Here is a 22,470-nt window from a genome sequence, read left to right as displayed (position 1 = left end):
CACAATGGGGAAGTATCACAAGCTCGCAACCTTTCGAGGGATCGCGGCCCTCCGGATGGGAGCGCTCCCGCGCCAAACATGTGGAACCGGTTCCTTTCGGAGCCTGGAACGGCTACCATGACATCCGCGAGCCGCCTTCGGCGCCTTGCTCGACGCGCAGGCGTCGCCTGGTCAAGGAGGACCGATGAGCACGATCGCGGACGTCGCCGCGCGAGCAGGCGTGTCGAAGGCGACGGCGAGCCGTGCGCTCAGCGGGCGCGGCTACGTGTCGGAGGAGACCCGTCTGCGCGTGGTGAATGCCGCGGACGCGCTCGCGTACGTCGCCCACTCCTCAGCCACCAGCCTCGCCACCGGACGCACCCAGACGGTCGGCATCATCATGCCGCCCGTCGATCGGTGGTTCTTCGCCGAGCTGCTCGCCGGGATCCAGGAGTCGCTGTTCGCGCTGGACTACGACCTCTCGCTGTATGGCGTGCCAGAGGGATCGGAGACCCGCGAGCGGCTGTTCGAGAGCGTGCTCCCCCGCCGACGCTTCGACGGCATCATCGCGGTCGGCATCCAGCCGAGCGCCCGAGAGCTCGAGAAACTGCAGCGCACCGGCCGACCGCTGGTGAGCGTCGGACCCTACAGCGCGGGATCCAGCTCGATCTCGATCGACGACACTGCGGCCGCGCGCATCGCCACCGAGCACCTCATCGAACTCGGACACAGGGACATCGCCTTCGTCGGCGGCTCGACGGATTCCGGGGAGCTGAGCTTCGGCGATGCGCGCCGACTCGACGGCTACCACGGAGCCCTGCACGCCGCGGGCCTCTCGGCGCACGCACGGGTCGCCGGTGCCACCCCGACCATGCCGGGCGGATACACCGCAGCGGCGGGACTGCTGGGCGACCGTCGACGGCGACCGACCGCGATCGTCGGCGTGTGCGACGAGGCCGCGATCGGGGCGGTGATCGCCGCCAGACGCCTCGGGATCGCGGTGCCGACCGAGCTCAGCGTGGTCGGCATCGACGATCACGAGCATGCCGAGATGTTCGCTCTGACGACGATCGGACAATCCCCGCGCGAACAGGGTCACGAGGCGGTGCGTCTGCTGACGCTGCGGATGAAGGAGCCGGATGCTCCGCTCGAGCACGTCGCGGCGGCATCCGCTCTCGTGGTGCGCAGTTCCACCGCCCCACCGCGCTGATCGCGGGCACGGCGCCGGATACGCACGAAGGCCCCGGGCGAACCCGGGGCCTTCGGTGAAGCGATGAGACGCCGGATCGATGCGCTGGACGCGTCGACCCGGAGACGATTACTTGAGGGTAACCGTGGCGCCTGCCTCTTCGAGAGCAGCCTTGGCCTTCTCGGCGGCTTCCTTGGTTGCACCCTCGAGCACAGCCTTCGGGGCACCGTCGACGACAGCCTTGGCCTCGCCGAGGCCGAGCGAGGTGAGCTCGCGGACCGTCTTGATGACCTGGATCTTCTTGTCTCCAGCAGCCTCGAGGACGACGTCGAAGGAGTCCTTCTCCTCGACCTCTTCCGCAGCGCCTCCGCCTGCGCCGGCAACGGCGACGGGGGCAGCAGCGGTGACCTCGAACTTCTCCTCGAACGCCTTGACGAAGTCGTTGAGCTCGACGAGGGTCAGGCCGGCGAACTGCTCGAGCAGCTCCTCAGTGGTGAGCTTAGCCATGATGTATCTCCTAGATAGATGGGGTTAGTAGACGAGATCGCAGGTCGCTTACGCGGCCTCTGCGGTCTCCAGCTTTTCGCGAAGAGCATCGATGGTGGCCGCAGCCTTGCCCATCGTCGCCTTCATCATGCCCGCAGCCTTCGCCAGCAGAACCTCACGGCTCTCGAGCGCGGCGTACTTGTTGACCTCGTCGGCAGAGAGGGCGTTGCCCTCGAAGATGCCGGCCTTGATCACGAGAAGCGGGTTGGCCTTGGCGAAGTCACGAAGAGCCTTGGCAGTGGCGACGAAGTCACCGTGCACGAAAGCGACGGCAGACGGACCCTTGAGGTCGTCATCCAGCGCAGTGATGCCGGCCTTGTTGGCGGCGATCTTGGTCAGCGTGTTCTTCACCACGGCGTACTCAGCGTCCTGACGGATGCTGTTGCGCAGCTCCTTGAGCTGGGCAACCGTCAGACCGCGGTACTCGGTCAGCAGAACGGCGGACGAGTTCTCGAATGACTTCGTGAGCTCGGCAACCGATGCATCCTTCTGCGCCATGGTCACTCCTTGGTGTGTACGAGGCGCCCCACGGTGGTGAGGCACCAACCCCGACCGCCTGCAAAAGAAAAAGCTCCGGCGCAAGCGCACGGAGCTTCAGAAGATCGTGACACCTGCGCGGGCCCCTGCAATGCAGAGTTTCAATCTCCGTGCACTTGCGCGCACGACGATGACCAGCGGTCTTCGGTTGTGACCAGAGTACCCCACCCGCTCCCGTCCCCCAAATCCGCGTCCGCGCGCAGCATCCTCTGCTCTTACCCGTGCCTCTGAAGCCCCTACCGGTCCCTGCCTCCACCGAAGCCCATCACACGCGTCGAGACCCATCGGCGCCGACGAGTTCGCTGATGGGTCTCGACAGAAACGGTGGGTCTGGAGTCACGGGCGGATGCCGAAGGATGCCAGACGTGCCCCGAGCCGTTCTGCGGAGACGATGTGCGACGATTCCCACCGCACGATGCGCCAGCCGGTGACACCACGAATCGCGTCCTCCCTGCGCTTCTCTGCCAGGAGGATCTCGTCCATCGAACGCGCGCCACGCATCTCGTCGTCGAGGTACTTTCCGAGCCCGTCGAACTCGCCGAACACGCGCGCCTTCGGAAATGCGAAGTCCGTCCAGTAGTCCTCGCCGTCAGGCCCGACCACGTGAGTCTGCAGCCCGAGACCCGTGAAGCCGAGGCGGTGCAGTTGCAATCGACTCACGCTCTCTCCCGGCAACTGAGCCCTGCCGTCGGCGAAAGCCACCACACGCCGAGCGCGACGGATGCCGCGAGTGGATATACCCGCAGCTCGCTCGAGCAGCATGTCGCGCCACGCGGCCGCACGCCCTTCATCGTGATGCTGCTCATGCACGGCGAAGCGACGCAGCGCCGCATCTGCGCTCGCGACTGCAGCCTCGGACGTCATCCGCTGCGCGAGGTCGAGGACGGTTCGCTCCACGGAAGTGCACCGCAGGCCATTCACCTCGACCACGTCGTCGGGCGCGATACGCAATGCGTGGCGCGCGACGCCCGCTCGAGCTCGGCTGTGGCTGGTGTCTCCGACGAGCGTGTGCACCACAGCCGGCACCGAACGATAGAGCGGCAGCCCGTGGATGACAGCCGCCGACTCGAAGCAGAACGGTGGCGCCGCGTAGGACGCGTCGCGGTGCACGGCGACGACCGCCAGAAGATGCCGCCCCTCGTTCCAGAGGCCTTGCCACGCCGCGGCGTGGACGTACCAGCCGCGCCGGATCCGGATCAGCTCACCCGACGCGACCGCGTCCATGACCTCGCGATCTGTCGATCCGGACTCGCGCAGCTGAGTCCGCGAACGGAGCATCCGCTTCGCATTCTCGATCGTGATGGCTCTCGGCATCCGACCATCCTGACCACACCTGCCGGTCACTCGCGCAGACAGATCTCCGTCCGGTGGGCAACGGATCCGAAACGCATGTCGTGCAGTATGAGTGCACACGCGGCCGCCTCGCCCAGACCCACTGGCCGCGCCGGAACCCATCGTGCGCGACGTCGCCGGCGATGGGCCTGGGCAGGTGCGATGGGTCTGGGCGAGGAACGGGGAAGTGGGGTGCGGATGGATGCGCGCGTGCGCAGGCGGGATGCAGGGAAGGCGGCGTGTACGGGGAACGACGTCGGACGACGGGGTTAGGGTCGAGGAGTGAACCAGGACCTCGCCGCACGCATCGTCGCGGACTCCCGCGACCGGGTGGCGTGGCTGCGAGCACGGTCCCGCGGCATCACCGCGACCGACGTCGCCGGACTCACGAGTGAGCGATCGATCGCACGCGCGGCCGACGCCAAGCTCGGCGGAGGCCCACGGTTCGGCGGCAATGCCTACACCGACCACGGTCGGCGCCGCGAGCCCGAGATCGCCGCCTGGGTCGCCGCGACCCACGGCATCCTCCCCTCCTCCGCGCTGTTCCGGGCCGAGGTCGAGCACCGTCACCTCGCGACCCCTGACGGCATCGCCGTCGACGCCGACGGCCGGGTCAAGCTCGCCGAGATCAAGACGACGAACAAGGCGTTCCGCGGAATCCCCCGCACGTACCTCCGCCAGATCTGGTGGCAGCAGCACGTGCTCGGCGCCGAGCGCACGCTCTTCGTCTGGGAGGAGCACGTCGACTTCGCGCCCATCCACGACGAGCCGCGCTGCGTGTGGATCGACCGCGACGACAAGGAGATCGCGAAGCTGGTCGGCCTCGCGACCGATCTCATCGACGAGCTCTACCGCCGCACCACCGGGCAGCAGATCCCGGCGCGGATCGCGGATGCCACCGCTGCCGCGGCTGCGAGTCGGCGCGAGCACCTGCGCGAGCGCGATGCGTTCCGCGCCCTGGCCCTCGCCGACTGAGCCCCCTCACCCGCAGAGCCGCCGCAGCAGCCGCTAGGCCGCGGCGAATGTGCACGTCGTCGCACCACCGGCGAGGATCGACGCGTAGGTGACCGTGATCTTCACCTTGGTCGGCGATCTCCAGGTCAGGCCTCCCGCGGTGACCCACGACGTGCCGAAGTAGATGACGTACTGTCCCCCGCCGAGCAGGAACCCCAGACCGCCCAGGAGTCCGTCGAGCACACCCTTGCTCACCGCGGTGGTGTACACCCCCGCGGTCGCCGTCCCCGGAGCCACGATCGATCCTCCTGAGCCATCGGCCGCCGAGGTGAGGTAGACGTTGAGGGCGGTCGTGGCCGGATAGCCGGTCGGCGTGGTGGGCCAGCGCCACTTGATGGTCAACGCCGTGCCACCCAGCAGCGTGCTCAGCGGGTTCGGACAGGTCAGTCCGCCCGGTAGCGGCTCGACAGCCGGTGGCAGCAGCGCGAGCGCGGTGACCGTCGCCGCGGCGTACTCCTCGTCGGTGAAGGTCGCCTCGGTGTCCTGCACGGGCGGTGCCGCGATGACGCCGAGCAGCAGCGCCAGCCCCGCCGCACCGGCGAGTAACCGCCGACCTGCCCCGCCCCTCATCGGGCGTCCTCCTTGTCCCGCGCCGCGCGCCGCCGATGATCGAGGATCAACACGGCACCGGTGGCGACCAGCAGCGCCCCGGCACCGCACGCCAACGGCACGATGGGCGACAGCCCCGTCGTCGCGAGCCCGCCGTCCGGCCCGACCACGGCCGACTCCCCCGCACCCTGCGCATGCACGCGGATGTCGGTGGAGCCGCCTTCGTCGTCCGTGTCCAGGGTGATGGCGAGTCGCAGGTGGGCGACCTCGGTGTCGGCGATCTCCGCGAGCGCGATCTCGGCGCCGTCGCGGGGGATGCTCCATGCTGTGCGCAGCGCGGTCGCACCGCCGGGACAGCCGCCGACCTCCCACTCCCGCATGCAGAGCGCGGCATCGATGACCACAGGCGCGTCTCCGCGGGCGCTGACCGCGATGCGGACGCTCCCGGGGTCGGGGGCATCTGCACTGATCGCGACGTCCCACTGCACCGGTTCGCCGGGCAGCAGGCGGGATGCCGCATCCCAGTCGGCCACCGACACCAGACGGAGGACGTCGCCCTGGATCACCTGCGTGGTGGGCGCCGCCCACGCCGCGGTCGGCAGGAACAACGCACTCCCCACGACGAGCGCGGAGAGCACGGCGAGAGACCGGCCGCGGATCATGGGATGCCGTCGCTTCTGCGGCGCGACTCGGATCGATCGGCCCGCGGCCAGAACGCCCAGACGACCAGTGCCGTCGCGGCGAGCGTGAGCACGCCGAGCACGTACGGGTTGCCCATCCCGACGATCAGCGTCGCGATGCCGGGAATCGAGAAGAGCACGATGCGCACCGACGTCACGGTGTACGGGAACGGATCCGCCTCCGTGTTGGCGTCGCCACGCATCGTGATGATGCGCTCATCGGCGGACGCGCCGGGTTCCACGGACGTGACGCGGTGAGTGATCGGGAGCTCGTCCACCCGGTCGACCGTCACGACGTCGCCGATCGCGATGTCGGCCGCTGGAACGCGCTGCACGACGGCGACAGAACCCGCGGTGATCGTGGGCGACATCGATCCGGTGCGGAACATGATCAGAGTGATCTGCGCGGTGAGGGCGAGCACCACCAGCACGATGCAGATCACCCCACCCACGGCCGCGATCCAGAGCAGCACGTCCGCGATCAGGCGACCGGGTCCGCCGCGCCGAGCCTTCGCGGCGGCGTCGGGCGCGTCGGACGGGTCGGACTGCACCCGCAGACTCCGTCTCGTCACCGGCGCCGCCATCTCGTTCCCTCCGCCCCGTCGCTCTGGTCCGTCACACTCACGGCGCCGGCACCGTACCGAGCACCTGCCAGGTGAGCGTGGTGCTCGCGCCCTGCACCGTGTTGTCCGCCGCAGGCTGGAGCGTCACCGCGATGCAGTAGTTCACGGTCGATCCGCCGTTGGCCGACACGGCCTGCGTCACAGTGCCGTTCGTGGCCAGGGTGGAGAGATCGGGAACCACCGAGGTCCCTGCCGCGTAGGTGCCGGAGTTGCACGCGGTGCCGGCGATCGTCCGCACCCCGTATCGCAGGAACACGGCGAGCCCGGTCGTCGCCGGCGACACCGCGTTCCATTGCAGGGTGCCCGCCACCGAGGGGCTCGCGGTCTTCACGCTGAAAAGCGCATAGGTCGTCGCCCCGGGGATCATCAACGACGGGGTGGCGGCGAACGTCAGCGCCGCGGCCGTTCCCGTGGTCGCGTGACTGGTGAAGGTCGTGCCGTCGGCCGCGCCCACGATGTCGAAGCGACCGGCGGTGAAGGTCGCTGAGCCGTACTCGGAGTCGTTCCAGGCCGCGAGGGTCGCACTCGCGCCTATGCCGAGCACGAGACCGCCCGCGAGGACGGCTCGTATGCGGCGGGAGCGGTTGCGCTTCGCCTCCCGCACGCTTCGGCGGGTGTTCATGATGCGCTCAGTTCGTCGAGGTCGCCGTGAACTTCCACGTCGCCGTCGTCGCGAGACCCTGTTCCAGGGCGGCATCCGCAGTCACCACGAAGCACAGCTGCACGGCTGCTCCGGCGGTCGTCGTATCTGCCCCTTCGAGCAGCGCGACGGTCGTCGTGCCGGTCTGCGCATCGAGCGTCGCGCCGGTTGCGATCGGCGTGCCGATCGCGGATGCGGCGTTGCAGGTCGCGCCGGGCGCGAGCTGGTAGATCGAGTAAGACAGGTATTCGGAGTTGGAGCCGGCCGCCGCATCAGCGGTCGTTCCATCGGCGACGAGATCGGCTCCGGTGGTCGTTCCCGCCGCGAGACGCACCCAGAAGCCGGCGTAGACGGAATCGCCTGGTGACATGCTGTCGACCACACCGGTCGGAAGCGTGAAGGCGAGGGTGGCGGCGGTGTCGCCGTCATCCACGTTGTGATCGCTGTAGCCCGCGTTGCCGGTACTCGATCCCTCGAGGTTGAACGTGCCGGCGGTGAACGTCCCCGTCGCGAATTCGGAGTCGTTCCACGCGGCGAGCACGGCGGCGACGCCGACTCCGAGAACGAGGCCACCTGCGAGCACCGCGAGCACCTTGCGCTGATTCTGCTTCTTGACCATGGTCAATTCCCCCTCAGGAATCCATCGACCGTGCGAAACGCCTGGGAATGGTCGCCCCTCAGAGACCTGCGTGTACAGCCGTACTCAATACTCACCAGACAAATCCCAGACGACAAGGCGATTCCGCGCAGGAAGGGCACTCATTGCGCGCAGGCGATCACAACCTCATCACGGAGATAGTTGACGTACATCAACCAGATACGTATAGTTGACGAAGTTCAACTATCTTGTGCGCGCCAGAGCTGTCGCCGCCACACTCCGCGACTCACACGAAAGGTCCCGCATGACCACGGACTCCCCCGTCAAGATGACGCATCGCCAGGTGCTCGAAGCCCTCACCGGACTTCTGCTCGGCATGTTCGTCTCGATGATCGCCACGACGGTCGTGTCGACCTCGATGCCGGTCATCGTGCATGACCTGGGCGGCGACCAGGCCGCCTACACCTGGGTCATCACGGCCACCCTCCTCACCACGGCGATCTCCACGCCGATCTGGGGCAAGCTCGCCGATCTGTTCAATCGGAAGCTGCTCATCCAGCTCGCGATCGTGATCTTCGTCGGGGCCACCGCGGCCGCCGGCTTCGCGCAGGACACGAACACCCTGATCGCGTTCCGCGCCATCCAGGGCATCGGCGGTGGCGGTCTCGCCGCCCTGAGCCAGGTCATCATGGCCGACATCATCAGCCCCCGCGAACGTGGCCGCTACATGGGCCTGTTCGGCGCCGTGATGGCCGTCGCCACGGTCGGCGGCCCCCTGCTGGGCGGATGGATCACGGATGCCGCGAACTGGCGCTGGAACTTCTTCGTGGCGCTGCCGTTCGCGATCGCCGCGCTCATCATCCTGCAGAAGACCCTGCACATCAGCACCGAGCGCACCCGCAAGGCGTCGATCGACTACGCCGGGATCGTGCTGCTCTCGACCGCCGTCTCACTGCTGCTCATCTGGATCACGAACGCGGGTTCGACCTTCGACTGGTGGGGCATCGAGACCATCCTCATGGTCGGTGGCGCGGTCGTCGCGACGATCGTCTTCATCATCGTCGAGATCAAGGTGCGCGAGCCGCTCATCCCGCTCTCGCTGTTCCGCGGTCGCACCTTCACGCTCTCGGTGATCGCCTCGATCTCCATCGGCGTCGCGATGTTCGGCACCTCGGTCTACCTCGCGCAGTACATGCAGCTGTCCCGCGGCGCCTCGCCGACCGAGGCCGGTCTCATGACGCTCCCGATGATGGCCGGGCTGCTGATCTCCTCGATGGTGGTCGGCCAGCTGGTGACCCGTTTCGGCAAGTGGAAGGGCTACCTGATCCTCGGCTCCGTGCTGCTGATCGCCGGCTCCGCGCTGCTGTCGACCCTGCACTACGACACCGACTTCGTGCTGGTCTCGCTCTACATGTTCCTCACCGGCGCCGGCGTCGGCATGACGATGCAGAACCTCGTCCTCATCGTGCAGAACGTCGCGAAGCCGAGCGAGATGGGCGTCGCGAGCTCGGGAGTCACCTTCTTCCGCAGCCTCGGCGGCACCATCGGCGTCTCAGCCATGGGCGCCGTGCTGGCGAACTCGCTCACGACCCTGTTCTCCGACGGCAAAGAGCGCATCGGCGCGGCGATCGCGGAACTCGGCGCCAAGGGCGCGGATGTCGCCGCCCAGCTCTCCAGCGGGACGATCCCCGAGGTCCGCCTGCTGCCCGAGCCTGTGCGGTCCATCATCGAGGACTTCTACGCCCAGGCGATCTCGCATGCGTTCCTGATCGGCATCCCGCTCGCGGTGATCAGCCTGATCGCGATCCTGTTCCTGCCGAACCGTCCGCTCACGACCATGACCACGAGCGAGCGCGCGCAGGCGGATGCCGCGGGCGCCGCATCCGACACGGCACCGACCGGGAGCCCGGTCGACGAGGCGGCCGATGTCGCGATCGCCGACGCCACGGCCCTCTCCGGGGCGCCGACCGGAACGGTCAACGTGGTCACGGGTTCGAACGATGACCGCCGCTGATCACACCTCCGAATCCCCCGAGGCGCGGGCCGCTGCGGTCCGCGCCCTCGAGGCGGAGTTCGGTGAGCTGATCACCCACTTTCGCCGGCTCATCCTGGAGAACGCCAATCGGGTGAGCCCCGGCATGCTCCCCGGCGCCTACAAGGCGCTCACGACGATCGCGCGATGCGAGCAGGTGACCGCCTCGGCGCTCGCGGAGCGGATGCTGATGGACAAGGGCCAGGTCAGCCGCACGGTCCGCGAGTTGGAGGAGCTCACGCTGATCGAGAGATCACCCGACCCGAGCGACGGCCGCTCCTCGCTGCTGCGGTTGACGCCCCTCGGGACCGAGCGTCTCGCCGCGGCGCGCGCTCCGCAGGAGGGGATGCTGATGAGCACCCTCCACGACTGGGATCTCACTGACATCGGCAACCTCACCCGACTGCTTCACGCGCTCGCCTCCGGCGTCACGCCCGGCGCCTAGACCGCGGCGCGCCGCGCTCAGGGCACCGAGCGCAGGACCTTGCGCGCCTCGGCGGCCACCTCGGCAGCGATGGTGTCGAGCAGGGCGGAGCGCAGGTTCCACTGCTGCCAGTACAGCGCGGTCCGCACCGCCGGGCCCCCGAGCCTCACGAGACCGGCGGAGCCCTGCGGGAACGGCAGCATGCCCCAGCCGAGCCCGAGCTCGACCGCGAGCGCGTAGTCGTGCGACGCCGGAACATAGTGGCGCGGCACCCCCTGATGCGGCACCCCTCGCTCGCGCAGCCACTCGTGCTGCAGCGTGTCTCGCCGATCGAAATCGACGAAGGGTGCCTGCGCCAGAGCCTCCGCCGTCGCGCCGTGCGGGAACCAGCGGTCTGCGAAGGCGGGCGCGGCGACCGCTTCGTACTCGAGCACGCCGAGAGCGGTGACCGAGCATCCGGCGACCGGCACGCTCTCACTCGTCACCGCCGCCATCACGGTGCCGGACTCGAGCAGCCGCGCGGTGAAGTTCTGATCGTCGCGGTGCAGGTCGAAGTCGATGTCGTGCCGCGCAGACAGCCGGGCCAATGGTGCGAGGAACCAGGTCGCCATCGAATCGGCGTTCACCGCGAGCGGCACGGTGATACGCCGCGCGCCGCTCTCGTCATCCAGCCCCACCCCGGAGAGGGCGTCATGCTCGAGGAGCGCGATCTGGCGGGCCAGCCGCACGACCGCCTCTCCCGCTTCCGTCAGCCGCGCCGGCTTGCTGCGCACGATGAGGATGCGTCCGAGCTGCTGCTCGAGTGTCTTGAGCCGCTGACTCACCGCCGACGGCGTGATGCGCAGCAGCCGGGAGGCCGCATCGAGCGTGCCTTCGTCAGCGACGGCCGCGACGGTGGCGGCCAGTTCCGGATCGATCCTCACATTAGCGATGCTAATGGTTCGGTAGGAATCCTCGCTGGTGTTGATGATCGGCTGTTCCTACTCTGAAGACATGCTCTCCGTTCTCGCAGGCCTCGGCCTGGGCCTCTCCCTGATCGTCGCCATCGGCGCCCAGAACGTCTTCGTGCTCCGACAGGGCATCCGTCGCGAGCATGTGCTCGCCGTGGTCATCATCTGCGCGGTATCCGATGCGGTGCTGATCATCGCCGGCGTCGCCGGACTCGGCTACGTGATCTCCGCCGCCCCCTGGCTCGTGGTGGTCGCGCGCTGGGCGGGCGCGGCGTTCCTGCTCGTGTACGGACTCCTGGCCGCTCGTCGCGCGTGGAGAGGCACCGGAGAAGCTCTGCAGGTCGACAGCGAGGAGGAGCCTGTCGCACAGGGGCCGGGCACCACGCTCACCCGCACCCGCACTCCCCTGGCGCCGGTGATCCTCACCGTCCTCGCCCTCACCTGGCTCAACCCGCACGTGTACCTCGACACGGTGCTGATGCTCGGCTCGATCGCCGCGACCCACGGCGAGGAGCGTTGGCTGTTCGCCGCCGGAGCGGTGACCGCGAGCATCCTGTGGTTCACCGCGCTCGGCTTCGGCGCGCGCTACCTCGGTCGCTGGTTGCGCACGCCGCTGTCGTGGCGCATCCTCGACGCCGTGATCGCCGTCGTGATGATCGCGATCGCGGTGAGCCTGGTGCTTCCGGTCCTGAACGCCTGAGAGCTCCGTCAGCCGTCGATCTGCGCCATGCGGGCACGGACCAGTGCCTCGATCGCGGCTTCAGGCAGAGGATGCTCCGGCTGGAAGCGGATCGTGCCCTTGTCGAGACCGATCGCCGGATGATCAGCCAGGATGCCGGCGACCTCCGCGACGGCGGCGGGGCTGAACGGGTAGACGCCGATGTGCTTCTTGGCGCGCATCACCGAGAGCAGCGGTTTGCCCCGGTAGACGAGGGCCGGCATCCCGTACCCCCTGCCCTGCTCCGCCTCGGGCGCCAGCGCGCTCGCGACCGCGTACACACGGTGGATGCTGTCACGGTCCGCCGGCTCGAGCTCGGCCACGTACTCGTCGATGCTGCCCATCCCGGCATCCTGCCACCTCGGCGGGATGCCTGCCAGCGACGGCGCCGTCTAAATCCCGTCGAGCGGTCGGAGGATTCGGGTGAGGAAGCGCTGCGTGCGCTCGTGCTGCGGTGCCGTGAAGACCTGCTCCGGCGTTCCCTGCTCGACCACCACACCGCCGTCCATGAACAGCACGTGATCGGCGGCCTCGCGGGCGAAGCTCAGCTCGTGCGTGACGACGGCCATGGTCCAGCCCTCGTCGGCCAGCTCCTTGATGACGACGAGCACATCGCCCACGAGCTCGGGGTCGAGCGCACTGGTCGGCTCATCGAACAGCAGCAGGTCCGGCTTGAGCGCGAGCGCCCGGACGATGCCGACGCGCTGTTGCTGCCCGCCGGAGAGCTGGTGCGGACGTGCGTCCGCCTTGTCGCTGAGACCGACGCGTTCGAGCAGCGCCCGCGCTTCGACGACGACCTCCTCCTTCGGCCGTCCTTGGACGCGCCACGGCCCCTCGATCACGTTCTCCAGCACCGTGAAGTGCGGGAACAGGTTGTGATGCTGGAAGACCATGGCCGAGCGGTCGCGCAGGGCGAAGCGCTCCTTCGGCGACGGGCGCGTCGCGAAGTCGATCTCCGGACCTCCGTCCACGGAGATCCGACCCGCATCCGGCGTCTCCAGGCCGTTGAGCGAGCGGAGCACCGTCGTCTTCCCTGAACCGCTGGGACCGATGAGGACGACGACCTCGCCGCGGTGCAGCGTCAGATCGATGCCGCGCAGCACCTCGTTCGAGCCGAAGCTCTTGCGCAGTCCGCGGGCGGTGAGCAGGGGTTCTGCGGGGCTAGTTCGCGACACGGCTGTCCAGCCTCCTCTCCAAGAAGCTCTGACCGGTCGACAGCACCAGGCAGAACACCCAGTACACCAGCGCCGCCGTCAGGTAGACGACCATGAACTGATACGTCGACGCCGCGATCTGCTGCGACACCTTGAACAGCTCGGTGACCAGGATCAGCGACGCCAGCGACGTGTCCTTCACGAGCGAGATGAAGGTGTTCGACAGGGGCGGCACCGAGACCCGCGCGGCCTGGGGCAGGATGACGCGGGTGAGCGTCCGCGTGCGGCCCATGCCGACCGTGTAGGCGGCCTCCCACTGGCCCTGCGGCACCGAGATGATCGCGGCGCGGATGACCTCGGCCGCGTATCCGCCCACGTTCAGCGAGAACGCGATGATCGCGCACGGCCACGGATCGATCGTGACCCCGATGGAGGGGAGCCCGTAGAAGATCACGAACAGCTGCACCAGCAGCGGCGTCCCCCGGATGATCGAGATGTAGACACGTGCGATGCCCGAGACGACGGAGCGCGTCGAGATGCGCATGAGCGCGACACCCAGCGCGATCACCAGCCCCAGCGCGAACGAGCTCAGAGCCAACGGGATGGTACCGATCAACCCGCCGAGGGCGATCGGTCCGATCGAGGCGAGGAAGAGCTCCCAGGGTGACATCGGCTACTCGGTGACGTCCGCGCCGAAGTACTTGTCACTGATCTCGGCCAGGGTGCCATCCGCACGCAGCTCCTCGAGAGCGGCGTCGACGGCTTCGACCAGGCTCTTCTTGTCCTTCGTGAACACGAACGCCTGCTTGCCGGCATCCTCCGTCTCGGCGGCGATCTTCAGCCCCGTCGGACCATCGGTCTTCTCGTAGTCGAGGAAGGTGAGCTTGTCGTTGATCGTCGCATCGACGCGGCCCTGACGCAGCAGCGTCACAGCCTGCGCCCATCCCTCGACACCCTCGACCTTCGCGCCGGACTCCACGGCGAGGTCGTTCCAGTTGCTGGTCAGCGACTGCGCGGTGGTCTTGCCGTCGAGGTCGGCGAACGAGCTGATCGAGTCGTCGCCATCCGCGACCACGATCACGCCGGGCGACACCGTGTAGGGCGCGCTGAACAGGTACGCCGCTTCGCGCTCGTCGTTGATGGTGACCTGGTTCGCGATCACGTCGAACCGTCCGGCGTCGAGGCCGGCGAAGATCGCGTCCCACTGGGTCTCTTCGAACTTGACCTCGAGGTCGAGCTTGTCGGCGACCGCCTGGATGATCTCGACGTCGTAGCCGGTCAGCTCACCGCTGCCGCCGTCGTCGTGGAAGCTGAAGGGACGGTACGTGCCCTCGGTCGCGACCGTCAGCGTGCCGTCCGTGACGAGCCCGAAGTCCGAGGAGGCGGAGCTGTTATCGCTCGCGCCGGATTCCGCCGGGGCGCTGGTGCCGCTGCAGGCGGTGAGAGCCGCAGCGGTGAGGACGAGAGCCGTGACGGCGATGAGACGACGAGACATGGGCGAACCCTCCTGGGGTGCAGTGTGCGCGAGTGCTGTGGCGCGCGGTGTCAAAGGAACTCACTCACAGTATGCGTGCCCGGCCCCGAGCGCGCATCGCATGACGCCGAGTTTCAGCATCCGGCTCACCGTGAATGCAGAAGTGCCCCCGGGCGGACCCGGGGGCACTTCAGAGAGTCAGACTCAGATGGCGTTGACGTCCAGCGGGATGCCGGGGCCGAACGTGGTCGACACCGCACCCTTCTGGATGTAGCGGCCCTTGGAGCTCGACGGCTTGAGGCGGACGATCTCCTCGAGAGCGGCGTCGATGTTCTCGTTCAGCTGCTCGGTGGTGAAGGAGGCCTTGCCCACGACGAAGTGCACGTTGGCGTGCTTGTCGACGCGGAACTCGATCTTTCCGCCCTTGATCTCCTCGACGGCCTTGGCCGTGTTCGGAGTCACGGTGCCGGTCTTCGGGTTCGGCATCAGGCCACGCGGACCCAGGACCTTTCCGAGACGACCGACCTGGCCCATGAGCTCAGGGGTGGAGACGGCCGCGTCGAACGCGGTCCAGCCTGCGGCGACCTTCTCGATGAGCTCGGCGCCGCCGACCTCATCGGCACCTGCGGCGATCGCTGCCTCGGCCGCGGGGCCGGTGGCGAACACGATGACGCGGGCGGTCTTGCCGGTTCCGTGGGGCAGGATGACGGTGCCGCGCACCATCTGGTCTGCCTTGCGGGGATCGACGGCGAGCTTCAGCGCGACCTCGACGGTCGAGTCGAACTTCGCCGAGCCGGTCTCCTTCGCCAGGGCGACAGCCTCAGCGGGAGTGTAGAAACGGTCTGCCTCGATCTTCTCGACGGCAGCCTTGTAAGCCTTGGACTTCGTAGCCATGATTATTCTCCTCAGCCCTCGACCGTGATGCCCATGGAACGGGCGGTGCCGGCGATGATCTTCGAGGCGGCCTCGATGTCGTTCGCGTTCAGGTCGGCCTGCTTGGTCTCGGCGATCTGACGGACCTGGTCCTTGGTGATCTTCGCGACCTTGACCGTGTGCGGGGTCGCAGAGCCCTTGGGCACGCCTGCGGCCTTCTTGATGAGCTCCGCAGCCGGCGGGGTCTTCAGGACGAACGTGAAGCTGCGGTCCTCGTAGACGGTGATCTCGACGGGGATGACGTTGCCGCGCTGCGACTCGGTCGCGGCGTTGTACGCCTTGCAGAACTCCATGATGTTGACGCCATGCTGACCGAGCGCGGGGCCGATCGGCGGCGCCGGGTTGGCTGCACCGGCGTTGATCTGAAGCTTGATCAGGCCGGTCACCTTCTTCTTCGGTGCCATTCTCTTTCCTTTCATCGAATCGGATGCCGGAGCATCCGCTTCTCCCACAGATCCGGCATCTCCGGACCGTGGTCGTCTCTGCGCACGCCGAAGCGGCACACAATCCACGTAAGTCTACCTGATCCTGCCGTGCGCCACGAACGCGGCATCGCCCCCCGACCTGAGGAGCCAGGACAAGCCGCATCCGCGCGACGTGCTGCGGCGCGTTCTGCCCCCTCGCGAGAAAGGGACCGAACGCGAGAACGGCCGCCCCGAAAGGGACGGCCGTTCTCGTGAAGCGTGTGTCAGACCATCTTGGTGACCTGGTCGAACGACAGCTCGACCGGGGTCTCGCGCTCGAACAGGGAGACGAGCACGGTGAGCTTGCCGCTCTCGGGCTTGATCTCGCTGATCGAACCGGGCAGACCCGCGAACGAGCCTTCCTTGATCGTGATGGTCTCGCCGACCTCGAAGTCGACCTCGGCCGGGAGCGGACGGGCCACAGCCAGGCCGCCCTTCGACGCGATGTTCTTCGCGGTCGGGAGGTCCTTGACCTCGACGAGGGACTTCAGCATGTTGAAGGCCTCTTCGAAGCGGAGCGGCGTCGGGTTGTGGGCGTTGCCCACGAAGCCGGTGACGCCGGGGGTGTGACGCACGACGGACCAGGTGTCTTCCGTGAGCTCCATACGCACGAGCACGTAGCCCGGGATGCGCACGCGAGTCACCATCTTGCGCTGGCCGTTCTTGATCTCGACGACGTCCTCCATCGGGACCTCGATCTGGTAGATCTCGTCCTCGACCTCGAGCGTCGACTTGCGCTGCTCGATGTTCGCCTTGACCTTGCGCTCGAAACCGGCGTAGGAGTGAATGACGTACCACTTGCCCGGGAGCATGCGGAGGTCCATGCGGAAGGCCTCGTACGGGTCCTCCTCCGCGTCCTCGTCGTCCGAGGAGTCCTCGTCGCCCTGCACGTCATCAGCACCGAGGTCGGGACCGTCGTACGGGGTGACCTCGTCGGCCGCAGCGGCCTCCTGGTCAGCCGTCTCTTCGGCCACAGCATCGTTCAGGACCTCAGCGGCAGCCTCAGACTCGGCCGCTTCGTCCAGGTTGAGAGCGTCGTTCACGATCGCGTCCGCCTCCGGGTCTTCGACGACGATGTCGTCATCGGTGTCAGTGTCTTCTTCTTCGCCGTCCACATCCTCGATGTGCAGGGCGACGTGCTCTGCCGAGGTGACGGAGAGTTCCTCAGCGGCGAGGACGTTGCCCTCCTGGGCCTCGTCTTCCTCGCTGGACTGCTCAGCCGCGGTCGCCCAGTCGGCGTCGTCGGAATATCGTTCAGACACGTTTTTTCTTCTCCATAGCTGCGGCGCGAGCCGCGGGCATCATCAGCCGGGGATTCCGAAAACCCAGTGCGTCACGAATGCGAACAGAGTGTCCAAGCCGTAGACGATGCCCATCACGATCAGAACGAAGACGAGCACCACCCCGGTGAACTTGAACAGCTCCTTGCGAGTCGGGGTGACGACCTTGCGGAGCTCGGAGATGACCTGGCGGATGAACAGGGCGATGCCCCCGAAGAACCGGGAGAAGGGGTTGCCCTTCTTCTCGCGGGTGGCGCCAGCCGCGACGACCTCGCCGCGCGGTTCGTCCTGATCCATCCTGAATGTACCTTTCGTGTGTCAGCGTTGCGCTGACGCGCAGGGCGGACAGGAATCGAACCTGCAACCTGCGGTTTTGGAGACCGCTGCTCTGCCAATTGAGCTACCGCCCTAGAGACCGTCTGGCCTCGGGGTGTCCTCTCCACTCTGCCACCGATTCCGGGACCGAGGATCCCAGGCATGGCGAAAGAATGCAGAAAACAACTGCCACATCAGTGTACGGCATCCGTCCGCTGCAACCGAACCGAGGCCTGCGCGCGTGTTGTTGTTAGGCTCGGCGAGCGGATGCATCAGGAGGGAGCGCCGGTGAGCGCTGAAGTACAGCAGTTCCAGGTGGATCTGCGCGGGGTCGTCGACCTGCTCAGCAGGCACATCTACTCCAGCCCTCGCGTGTACCTGCGGGAGCTCCTGCAGAACGCGCGTGACGCCATCACCGCCCGTCGCGAGGTCGATGGCGGGGGCGGGCGCATCCGGATCACTCCGCTGACCGCAGAGAACGGCGAGTTCGTGCTGCGCGACGACGGCGTCGGTCTCACCGCGTCCGAAGTGGCCGATCTGCTGGCGACAGTGGGCCGCAGCTCCAAGCGCGACATCTTCGATCTCCCCCGCAGCGACTACCTCGGCCAGTTCGGTATCGGGCTGTTGAGCTGCTTCATGGTCGCCGACACGATCGTCATCCGCTCCCGCAGCGCGCGCGGCGGTGCCTCCGTCGAATGGACGGGCAGCTCCGACGGCACCTTCCAGGTCTCCGAGATCGACGAGGAGCTGCCGATCGGGACCAGCGTGCACCTCGTCCCCCGCTTCGACGCCGACGAGCTGCTCCGACCTGCGGCGGTGCACGAGCTCGCGACGACCTTCGGCGAGTTCCTGCCCGTCCGCGTCACGATCGACGCCCCCGGCGACGACATCGAGGTCACCCGCACCCCTCCGTTCCTCGACGTGGCGGACGACATCGAGGCGGCGGTGGCCTACGGACGCACTCTGCTCGGCGCCGGTCCGCTCGACGTCATCGAGCTCAGCGAGCCGGCCACCGGCACGCGCGGGCTGGCGTACGTGCTCCCCTACGCCCCTCCACCCGGCGCACGGCAGGCGACGCGCATGTACCTCGGGCGGATGCTGCTCTCGGAGCGCGTCGACGACGTGCTGCCCGACTGGGCCTTCTTCGTGCGCGCCGTGGTCGACTCGACCGGGCTCGCCCCCACCGCCAGCAGGGAGTCGCTGGTGGAGGACGCCGCGCTGGAGCGGGTGCGCGAGCAGCTCGGCGCCGGCATCCGACGGTGGGTGCTCGAGCTCGGCCTGCGCGAACCGCACCGTCTGGCGCAGTTCGTGGCGATCCACGAGGTCGGGCTCAAGTCGCTCGTGCGCCACGACCCGGAACTCGCGCAGTTCATCACGCGCTGGCTGACGCTGGAGACCACGCACGGCACGATCCGCATCGGCGACCTCGTCGAGCGCTACCCGCACGTGCGGTACGCCGCGTCCGTCGACGAGTTCCGCCAGGTGGCCGGCATCTCGCCGTCGTCCGAGGTTCTCGTCAACGGCGGATACCTGTTCGACGCCGACCTGGTGCGGATGCTGCCGGAGCTGTACCCGAACGTCACGATCGAGCAGGTCGACGTCACGGGCGAGCTCGACCGCCTCGACCCTCCGCCACTCGACGACCGTGACGCCGCCGTCGCTCTGGAAGCCCGTGCCGGCGCGGTGCTCGCGGCCGCCGAGTGCTCTGTCGTGGTGCGCTCGATCGACCGACCCGAGCTCTCCGCCCTCTACGTCGCCGATCCCGAGGTGCTGCGGGCCATCGATCGCACCCGCACCAAGGGCATCACCGGCGCGCTCTGGGGCGGTGTGCTCGACAAGATCGATCAGAGCCGTTCGCTGGGCCGCGACGACGACCTGCGCGCGCGCCTCTGCCTGAACTGGAGCAACCGGGTCGTACGGGCACTCGTGCGCGTGCAGGACGACGCCGTGTTCGCCCGCACCGTGCAGCTGCTGTACATCCAGGCGCTGCTCGCGGGGCACCATCCGCTCACCGATGCCGACCGCGGTCTGATGACCACCGCGCTCAGCGATCTCGTCTCGCTCTCGGCCGGCCTCGAAGGGGACACCATCCCGTTCGACGAGGCCCGCTGAACCCTCACGTACCGACCCATCGAAGGGACCCGTCCATGGCACGTCCGAAGAAGCGTTTCCAGCAGCTGCTCGAAGAGATCGACCGTACCCCGTGGGGTCCTGCCGAGCAGGCGCTCGTCTCCGAGGCCGTCGCCCTGGCCCAGGAGATCGGCGATGAGCGTCTCGAGTACGAGGCGCGCATGCGGCAGACCGCCTCGGCGAACATGAACGGCGCGACCGACGTCATGCTGAACTCCTTCGCGTGGTGCCTCGCACATCACGACGCCGACCCGCAGCGCTTCCCGAGCGACCTCGACTACGGCGGCGCCGATCTGATGTGGCAGTTCAAGTGGATGGCCTCTTCGCTGCGCTCCTCCCCCGCGTTCTCGCAGGAGCAGATCGTCGCCGTGCTCGACGACATGGAATCCCACTACCGCACGGCCGGCCTCGGCCTCAGCGGTGTGCTGACGGCCCGTTTCGAGGATGCCTGGGATGCCGGACGGATCGCGGATGCCGAGGCGCTGCGCGTGCAGCTCGAGGCCACCCCGCGCGACGAGCACAGCCACTGCGACGCGTGCGGACGCAGCCAGTTCGCGGGCTTCTTCGCCGAGACGGAGCGGGACGCCGACGCCATCCGCCTGGTCGAGGAGATGATCGAGGGCGGCTTCTCCTGTGGAGAGGAGCCGGAGCACGCCCTGTCGCGTGTGCTGATCCCCTACCTGCGCGCCGGCCGCGGCGAAGAGGCGAAGACCGCGCACCTGCGCAGCTACCGCCTCGCCAAGGACAACCCCGACAACCTCCGCATCGTCGCCAACAACATCGTGTTCGCGGCGCTGACCGGCAACGAGGCGCGCGCGCTGTCGCTGGTCGAGCGGCACATCTCCTGGCTCGCACACGACGGCCTCAACGTCGATGCGCATTTCGCCGCACTGGCGGCTTTCGCGTTCGCCCTCGACCGCGTCACCGCAGCGGGCCACGGCGGCACTCCGGTGCGCGGCGCAGACGCCCCCGCCCTGGAGCCGTTCTTCGGCCCGCACGACGGCGCCTGGACGGCGCAGGAGCTCGCGGCGACGGCCTGGGCCACGGCAGACCGCATCGGTGCGGAGTTCGACCGGCGCGACGGCACCGATGGTCACGCGCAGAGCCTCGGACGGATGCGCGCGCTGGCCGACGAGCAGTACGACGTGCCGATCCGCTCCGACGCGTTCGTGGCAGCACCGGCGGCCGCGAGCCCGGTCGACGCCGACGGCTGGTTCGACCGCGCGATGGAACTCGCACAGTACGGCGCCGAGCACGAGACGCTCGAGGCCCTGCCCCGTGCGAGCGGCGTGGAGGACCCGTACAAGCGCGCGCAGCTGCTGTCCATGCGCATCGGCATCCTGGTCGCCCTCGACCGTGCCGCAGAGGCCGCCGCACTGCTCCCCGAGCGCGTGGCCGCGCTGCGCGACGCCGGGAAGGACGTGCAGGCCGCGCTCGAGGAGCGTCTGGGCCTCGCGACGTTCGGACTCAACACTCCGGAGACCACCGCGGATCTCGAGGACGCCTTGGCCGATGCCGCATCGCTGCCCGCCTGGTCGCGTGGCGACCTCGCGATCAGCCGTGCGTCGCTGCACCTGCAGTCCGACGAGGCGGATGCGGCGCTGGACCTGGCGGAGCACGCCGCGCGGGCCTTCGCCGAAGCTGAGGACACGCGGCTGTCGAACACGACGACGCTCGTCGCGATCCACGCCGTGCTGAGCAAGGGCGACATCGAATCGGCCTCGTCGCTGCTCGATCGCTTCCTGGCGCAGGACGACCTCAGCATCGGCCACCGCGCGCAAGCCCTGCAGACCCGCGCCCGGGTGCGCGGCGGCTCGGACGCCTACGTGGAAGGCGCGACGGATGCCGATGAGGCCTGCCGCCTGCTCGCCGGACTCGGAGCCACGCAGGCCCTCGCCGCGGCCCACCTGCTCGCCGGCGCGCTCTGGGAGGACGCAGGGCAGCCGGAGAAGTCCCTCGCTCGGTACCGGGTGACCGCTCGACTGGTCGCGCAGGAGGGCGGCGACCTCGCCGGAGCGAACTTCCGGCTGGCGCGCGCCATGCTCGCCGTGGGGGACACCGAGGAGGCCGCCGAGCTGTTCGGCACGGTGCTCGAGCAGGAGGAGCAGGCCGAGGTGCCCGCCGCCTCCCGCGCCATGACCGCCTCGATGCTGGCTCGTGCACTGACCGGCGCAGGCGAGTACGGCCAGGCCGTGGGCGCATTCGGCTACGCGGCGACCCTCTACGGCGAAGCCGAGGAGCACGCCGATCAAGCCGTGTCGATGACCGAGCAGGCCAAGATCCTCGCCCGGTTCGACGAGAACGACGACGCCCTCGCCCTGCTGGAGTCGGCCGCCGAGATCGTGCGCCGCGCGCCGGACGCCACCGGCGCTCTGGTCGAGGTGCTGCACAACCTCGGTCAGGTGTACGGCGGACGGCAGGACGACCGGGCCTTCGCTCTGTTCGATGAGGTCACCGCGCTCGCGCAGGAGCACGACGCGCAGTGGCTCCTCGCCGACGTCACCGACTCCCGCGGCCGAGCACTGGCCGAGATCGGGCGCATCGACGAAGCGGTCGCCGCCGCGCTCACCGCTGCTGACGCGTTCGCGGAGATCGGCGACACCGGGGCAGCCGGCGGTTCGGAGCTGTTCGCCGCCCGGCTGCTCGCCGGCAACGAACGAGCCGGCGACGCGGTGGCCGTGTACCGCAGCGCGCTGGAACACGGCGCGGAGCACCCTCCCCTGCGCCAGGTCGCCGGGTTGGAGCTCGGCAACACGCTCGAGGCGCTCGGGCGCCATGGCGAGGCCGCAGAGGTGCGCGCACTCATCGAGAGCTGAGCGCGGCGCCCTTCGTCTCCTCGCTGCGCTCGTCGCTCAGGGAGCGGAGGTCGCACCCTGAGCGAGCGCAGCGAGACGAAGGGCGCTCGCTCA

General features: G+C 68.5%; 24 protein-coding genes and 1 tRNA gene. 7 read left to right on the top strand and 18 right to left on the bottom strand.

Annotation, left to right across the window (positions count from 1 at the left end; genetic code table 11):
- The first annotated feature begins 184 nt into the window (after window positions 1–184).
- On the top strand, window positions 185–1,189 hold the full coding sequence (locus FB560_RS03170) for a LacI family DNA-binding transcriptional regulator (protein ID WP_141871028.1): 1,005 nt from the start codon (window positions 185–187) through the stop codon (window positions 1,187–1,189).
- Between the two features lie 108 nt (window positions 1,190–1,297).
- Here FB560_RS03170 and rplL read toward each other — a convergent pair whose 3' ends face one another.
- The 3 genes from rplL to FB560_RS03155 all read right to left on the bottom strand — a co-directional run bounded on the left by rplL (window position 1,298) and on the right by FB560_RS03155 (window position 3,565).
- Entirely contained in the window at window positions 1,298–1,675 is a 378-nt protein-coding gene (gene rplL, locus FB560_RS03165; protein ID WP_141871027.1) for a 50S ribosomal protein L7/L12, read from the bottom strand.
- A 48-nt stretch (window positions 1,676–1,723) separates the two neighbouring features.
- Window positions 1,724–2,212 (bottom strand): 50S ribosomal protein L10, encoded by a 489-nt coding sequence (gene rplJ / locus FB560_RS03160; protein ID WP_141871026.1) that lies wholly within the window; start codon window positions 2,210–2,212, stop codon window positions 1,724–1,726.
- A gap of 375 nt (window positions 2,213–2,587) precedes the next feature.
- Window positions 2,588–3,565: a hypothetical protein gene (locus FB560_RS03155; RefSeq protein WP_141871025.1), complete on the bottom strand. Its 978-nt coding sequence runs from the start codon at window positions 3,563–3,565 to the stop codon at window positions 2,588–2,590.
- Between the two features lie 300 nt (window positions 3,566–3,865).
- Between FB560_RS03155 and FB560_RS03150 the strand changes: the two genes are divergently transcribed.
- The gene (locus tag FB560_RS03150) at window positions 3,866–4,558 is read left to right on the top strand and encodes a YqaJ viral recombinase family protein (RefSeq protein WP_141871024.1); all 693 of its coding nucleotides are present in this window, start codon (window positions 3,866–3,868) and stop codon (window positions 4,556–4,558) included.
- Window positions 4,559–4,591: 33 nt separating this feature from the next.
- Here FB560_RS03150 and FB560_RS03145 read toward each other — a convergent pair whose 3' ends face one another.
- From FB560_RS03145 to FB560_RS03125, 5 genes are read right to left on the bottom strand one after another with little or no spacing between them, the layout of a single operon-like run.
- Window positions 4,592–5,167, bottom strand: coding sequence for a hypothetical protein (locus FB560_RS03145; RefSeq protein WP_141871023.1), 576 nt, complete (start codon window positions 5,165–5,167; stop codon window positions 4,592–4,594).
- A complete protein-coding gene (locus FB560_RS03140) occupies window positions 5,164–5,808 on the bottom strand; it encodes a hypothetical protein (protein WP_141871022.1) in 645 nt (214 codons plus the stop codon). The genes FB560_RS03145 and FB560_RS03140 overlap by 4 nt, the downstream gene beginning before the upstream one ends.
- Complete coding sequence (locus FB560_RS03135; RefSeq protein ID WP_229673305.1) at window positions 5,805–6,398, bottom strand: signal peptidase I; 594 nt, start codon at window positions 6,396–6,398, stop codon at window positions 5,805–5,807. Before FB560_RS03135 ends, FB560_RS03140 begins: the two co-directional genes overlap by 4 nt.
- 49 nt (window positions 6,399–6,447) lie before the next feature.
- The gene (locus FB560_RS03130) at window positions 6,448–7,071 is read right to left on the bottom strand and encodes a SipW-dependent-type signal peptide-containing protein (RefSeq protein WP_141871020.1); all 624 of its coding nucleotides are present in this window, start codon (window positions 7,069–7,071) and stop codon (window positions 6,448–6,450) included.
- A gap of 7 nt (window positions 7,072–7,078) precedes the next feature.
- Window positions 7,079–7,708, bottom strand: coding sequence for a SipW-dependent-type signal peptide-containing protein (locus FB560_RS03125; RefSeq protein WP_141871019.1), 630 nt, complete (start codon window positions 7,706–7,708; stop codon window positions 7,079–7,081).
- Between the two features lie 283 nt (window positions 7,709–7,991).
- Between FB560_RS03125 and FB560_RS03120 the strand changes: the two genes are divergently transcribed.
- Together FB560_RS03120 and FB560_RS03115 are read left to right on the top strand one after the other, a co-directional pair.
- Window positions 7,992–9,701: an MDR family MFS transporter gene (locus tag FB560_RS03120; protein ID WP_141871018.1), complete on the top strand. Its 1,710-nt coding sequence runs from the start codon at window positions 7,992–7,994 to the stop codon at window positions 9,699–9,701.
- Window positions 9,688–10,164 carry a MarR family winged helix-turn-helix transcriptional regulator gene (locus tag FB560_RS03115; RefSeq protein WP_141871017.1) on the top strand — a complete coding sequence of 159 codons (477 nt, stop codon included), beginning with the start codon at window positions 9,688–9,690 and terminating at the stop codon, window positions 10,162–10,164. The genes FB560_RS03120 and FB560_RS03115 overlap by 14 nt, the downstream gene beginning before the upstream one ends.
- A 17-nt stretch (window positions 10,165–10,181) precedes the next feature.
- Here FB560_RS03115 and FB560_RS03110 read toward each other — a convergent pair whose 3' ends face one another.
- Window positions 10,182–11,066 carry a LysR family transcriptional regulator ArgP gene (locus FB560_RS03110; RefSeq protein WP_141871016.1) on the bottom strand — a complete coding sequence of 295 codons (885 nt, stop codon included), beginning with the start codon at window positions 11,064–11,066 and terminating at the stop codon, window positions 10,182–10,184.
- Window positions 11,067–11,136: 70 nt separating this feature from the next.
- On the opposite strand from FB560_RS03110, the gene lysE reads away from it, so the two are divergent.
- Window positions 11,137–11,793, top strand: a complete 657-nt coding sequence (gene lysE / locus FB560_RS03105) for an L-lysine exporter (RefSeq protein WP_141871015.1) — start codon at window positions 11,137–11,139, stop codon at window positions 11,791–11,793.
- Between the two features lie 8 nt (window positions 11,794–11,801).
- Here the strand turns inward: lysE and FB560_RS03100 are convergent, their stop codons facing one another.
- The 9 genes from FB560_RS03100 to FB560_RS03060 form a co-directional block, all read right to left on the bottom strand.
- Complete coding sequence (locus FB560_RS03100; protein WP_141871014.1) at window positions 11,802–12,155, bottom strand: iron chaperone; 354 nt, start codon at window positions 12,153–12,155, stop codon at window positions 11,802–11,804.
- Between the two features lie 48 nt (window positions 12,156–12,203).
- Window positions 12,204–12,986, bottom strand: a complete 783-nt coding sequence (locus FB560_RS03095) for an amino acid ABC transporter ATP-binding protein (protein ID WP_141871013.1) — start codon at window positions 12,984–12,986, stop codon at window positions 12,204–12,206.
- Window positions 12,973–13,635: an amino acid ABC transporter permease gene (locus tag FB560_RS03090; protein ID WP_141871012.1), complete on the bottom strand. Its 663-nt coding sequence runs from the start codon at window positions 13,633–13,635 to the stop codon at window positions 12,973–12,975. Before FB560_RS03090 ends, FB560_RS03095 begins: the two co-directional genes overlap by 14 nt.
- Window positions 13,636–13,638: 3 nt before the next feature.
- A complete protein-coding gene (locus tag FB560_RS03085) occupies window positions 13,639–14,460 on the bottom strand; it encodes an amino acid ABC transporter substrate-binding protein (RefSeq protein ID WP_141871011.1) in 822 nt (273 codons plus the stop codon).
- Window positions 14,461–14,643: 183 nt separating this feature from the next.
- On the bottom strand, window positions 14,644–15,333 hold the full coding sequence (gene rplA / locus FB560_RS03080) for a 50S ribosomal protein L1 (protein WP_141871010.1): 690 nt from the start codon (window positions 15,331–15,333) through the stop codon (window positions 14,644–14,646).
- 11 nt (window positions 15,334–15,344) lie between these two features.
- Complete coding sequence (gene rplK, locus FB560_RS03075; protein WP_091027467.1) at window positions 15,345–15,776, bottom strand: 50S ribosomal protein L11; 432 nt, start codon at window positions 15,774–15,776, stop codon at window positions 15,345–15,347.
- 284 nt (window positions 15,777–16,060) lie between these two features.
- Window positions 16,061–17,098, bottom strand: a complete 1,038-nt coding sequence (gene nusG / locus FB560_RS03070; protein ID WP_141871009.1) for a transcription termination/antitermination protein NusG — start codon at window positions 17,096–17,098, stop codon at window positions 16,061–16,063.
- Window positions 17,099–17,140: 42 nt separating this feature from the next.
- A complete protein-coding gene (secE, locus tag FB560_RS03065; RefSeq protein ID WP_141871008.1) occupies window positions 17,141–17,413 on the bottom strand; it encodes a preprotein translocase subunit SecE in 273 nt (90 codons plus the stop codon).
- 40 nt (window positions 17,414–17,453) lie between these two features.
- Window positions 17,454–17,526, bottom strand: a tRNA-Trp gene (locus tag FB560_RS03060).
- A 172-nt stretch (window positions 17,527–17,698) separates the two neighbouring features.
- Here FB560_RS03060 and FB560_RS03055 point away from each other — a divergent pair.
- On the top strand, window positions 17,699–19,543 hold the full coding sequence (locus FB560_RS03055; protein ID WP_141871007.1) for an HSP90 family protein: 1,845 nt from the start codon (window positions 17,699–17,701) through the stop codon (window positions 19,541–19,543).
- 35 nt (window positions 19,544–19,578) lie between these two features.
- Window positions 19,579–22,377, top strand: coding sequence for a tetratricopeptide repeat protein (locus tag FB560_RS03050; RefSeq protein ID WP_141871006.1), 2,799 nt, complete (start codon window positions 19,579–19,581; stop codon window positions 22,375–22,377).
- Window positions 22,378–22,470: the final 93 nt, after the last annotated feature.

This window comes from Microbacterium saperdae (genome assembly GCF_006716345.1).
Classification (GTDB): domain Bacteria; phylum Actinomycetota; class Actinomycetes; order Actinomycetales; family Microbacteriaceae; genus Microbacterium; species Microbacterium saperdae.
The sequence above is the reverse complement of the archived record's forward strand: the minus strand, read 5'-3'. Positions and strand labels throughout refer to the sequence as shown.

Coding starts and splice junctions, on each gene's coding strand:
- FB560_RS03170 (WP_141871028.1), top strand. CDS start 185: ATGAGCACGATCGCGGACGTCGCCGCGCGAGCAGGCGTGTCGAAGGCG.
- rplL (WP_141871027.1), bottom strand. CDS start 1,675: ATGGCTAAGCTCACCACTGAGGAGCTGCTCGAGCAGTTCGCCGGCCTG.
- rplJ (WP_141871026.1), bottom strand. CDS start 2,212: ATGGCGCAGAAGGATGCATCGGTTGCCGAGCTCACGAAGTCATTCGAG.
- FB560_RS03155 (WP_141871025.1), bottom strand. CDS start 3,565: ATGCCGAGAGCCATCACGATCGAGAATGCGAAGCGGATGCTCCGTTCG.
- FB560_RS03145 (WP_141871023.1), bottom strand. CDS start 5,167: ATGAGGGGCGGGGCAGGTCGGCGGTTACTCGCCGGTGCGGCGGGGCTG.
- FB560_RS03140 (WP_141871022.1), bottom strand. CDS start 5,808: ATGATCCGCGGCCGGTCTCTCGCCGTGCTCTCCGCGCTCGTCGTGGGG.
- FB560_RS03130 (WP_141871020.1), bottom strand. CDS start 7,071: ATGAACACCCGCCGAAGCGTGCGGGAGGCGAAGCGCAACCGCTCCCGC.
- FB560_RS03125 (WP_141871019.1), bottom strand. CDS start 7,708: ATGGTCAAGAAGCAGAATCAGCGCAAGGTGCTCGCGGTGCTCGCAGGT.
- FB560_RS03120 (WP_141871018.1), top strand. CDS start 7,992: ATGACCACGGACTCCCCCGTCAAGATGACGCATCGCCAGGTGCTCGAA.
- FB560_RS03115 (WP_141871017.1), top strand. CDS start 9,688: ATGACCGCCGCTGATCACACCTCCGAATCCCCCGAGGCGCGGGCCGCT.
- lysE (WP_141871015.1), top strand. CDS start 11,137: ATGCTCTCCGTTCTCGCAGGCCTCGGCCTGGGCCTCTCCCTGATCGTC.
- FB560_RS03100 (WP_141871014.1), bottom strand. CDS start 12,155: ATGGGCAGCATCGACGAGTACGTGGCCGAGCTCGAGCCGGCGGACCGT.
- FB560_RS03090 (WP_141871012.1), bottom strand. CDS start 13,635: ATGTCACCCTGGGAGCTCTTCCTCGCCTCGATCGGACCGATCGCCCTC.
- FB560_RS03085 (WP_141871011.1), bottom strand. CDS start 14,460: ATGTCTCGTCGTCTCATCGCCGTCACGGCTCTCGTCCTCACCGCTGCG.
- rplA (WP_141871010.1), bottom strand. CDS start 15,333: ATGGCTACGAAGTCCAAGGCTTACAAGGCTGCCGTCGAGAAGATCGAG.
- rplK (WP_091027467.1), bottom strand. CDS start 15,776: ATGGCACCGAAGAAGAAGGTGACCGGCCTGATCAAGCTTCAGATCAAC.
- secE (WP_141871008.1), bottom strand. CDS start 17,413: ATGGATCAGGACGAACCGCGCGGCGAGGTCGTCGCGGCTGGCGCCACC.
- FB560_RS03055 (WP_141871007.1), top strand. CDS start 17,699: ATGCATCAGGAGGGAGCGCCGGTGAGCGCTGAAGTACAGCAGTTCCAG.
- FB560_RS03050 (WP_141871006.1), top strand. CDS start 19,579: ATGGCACGTCCGAAGAAGCGTTTCCAGCAGCTGCTCGAAGAGATCGAC.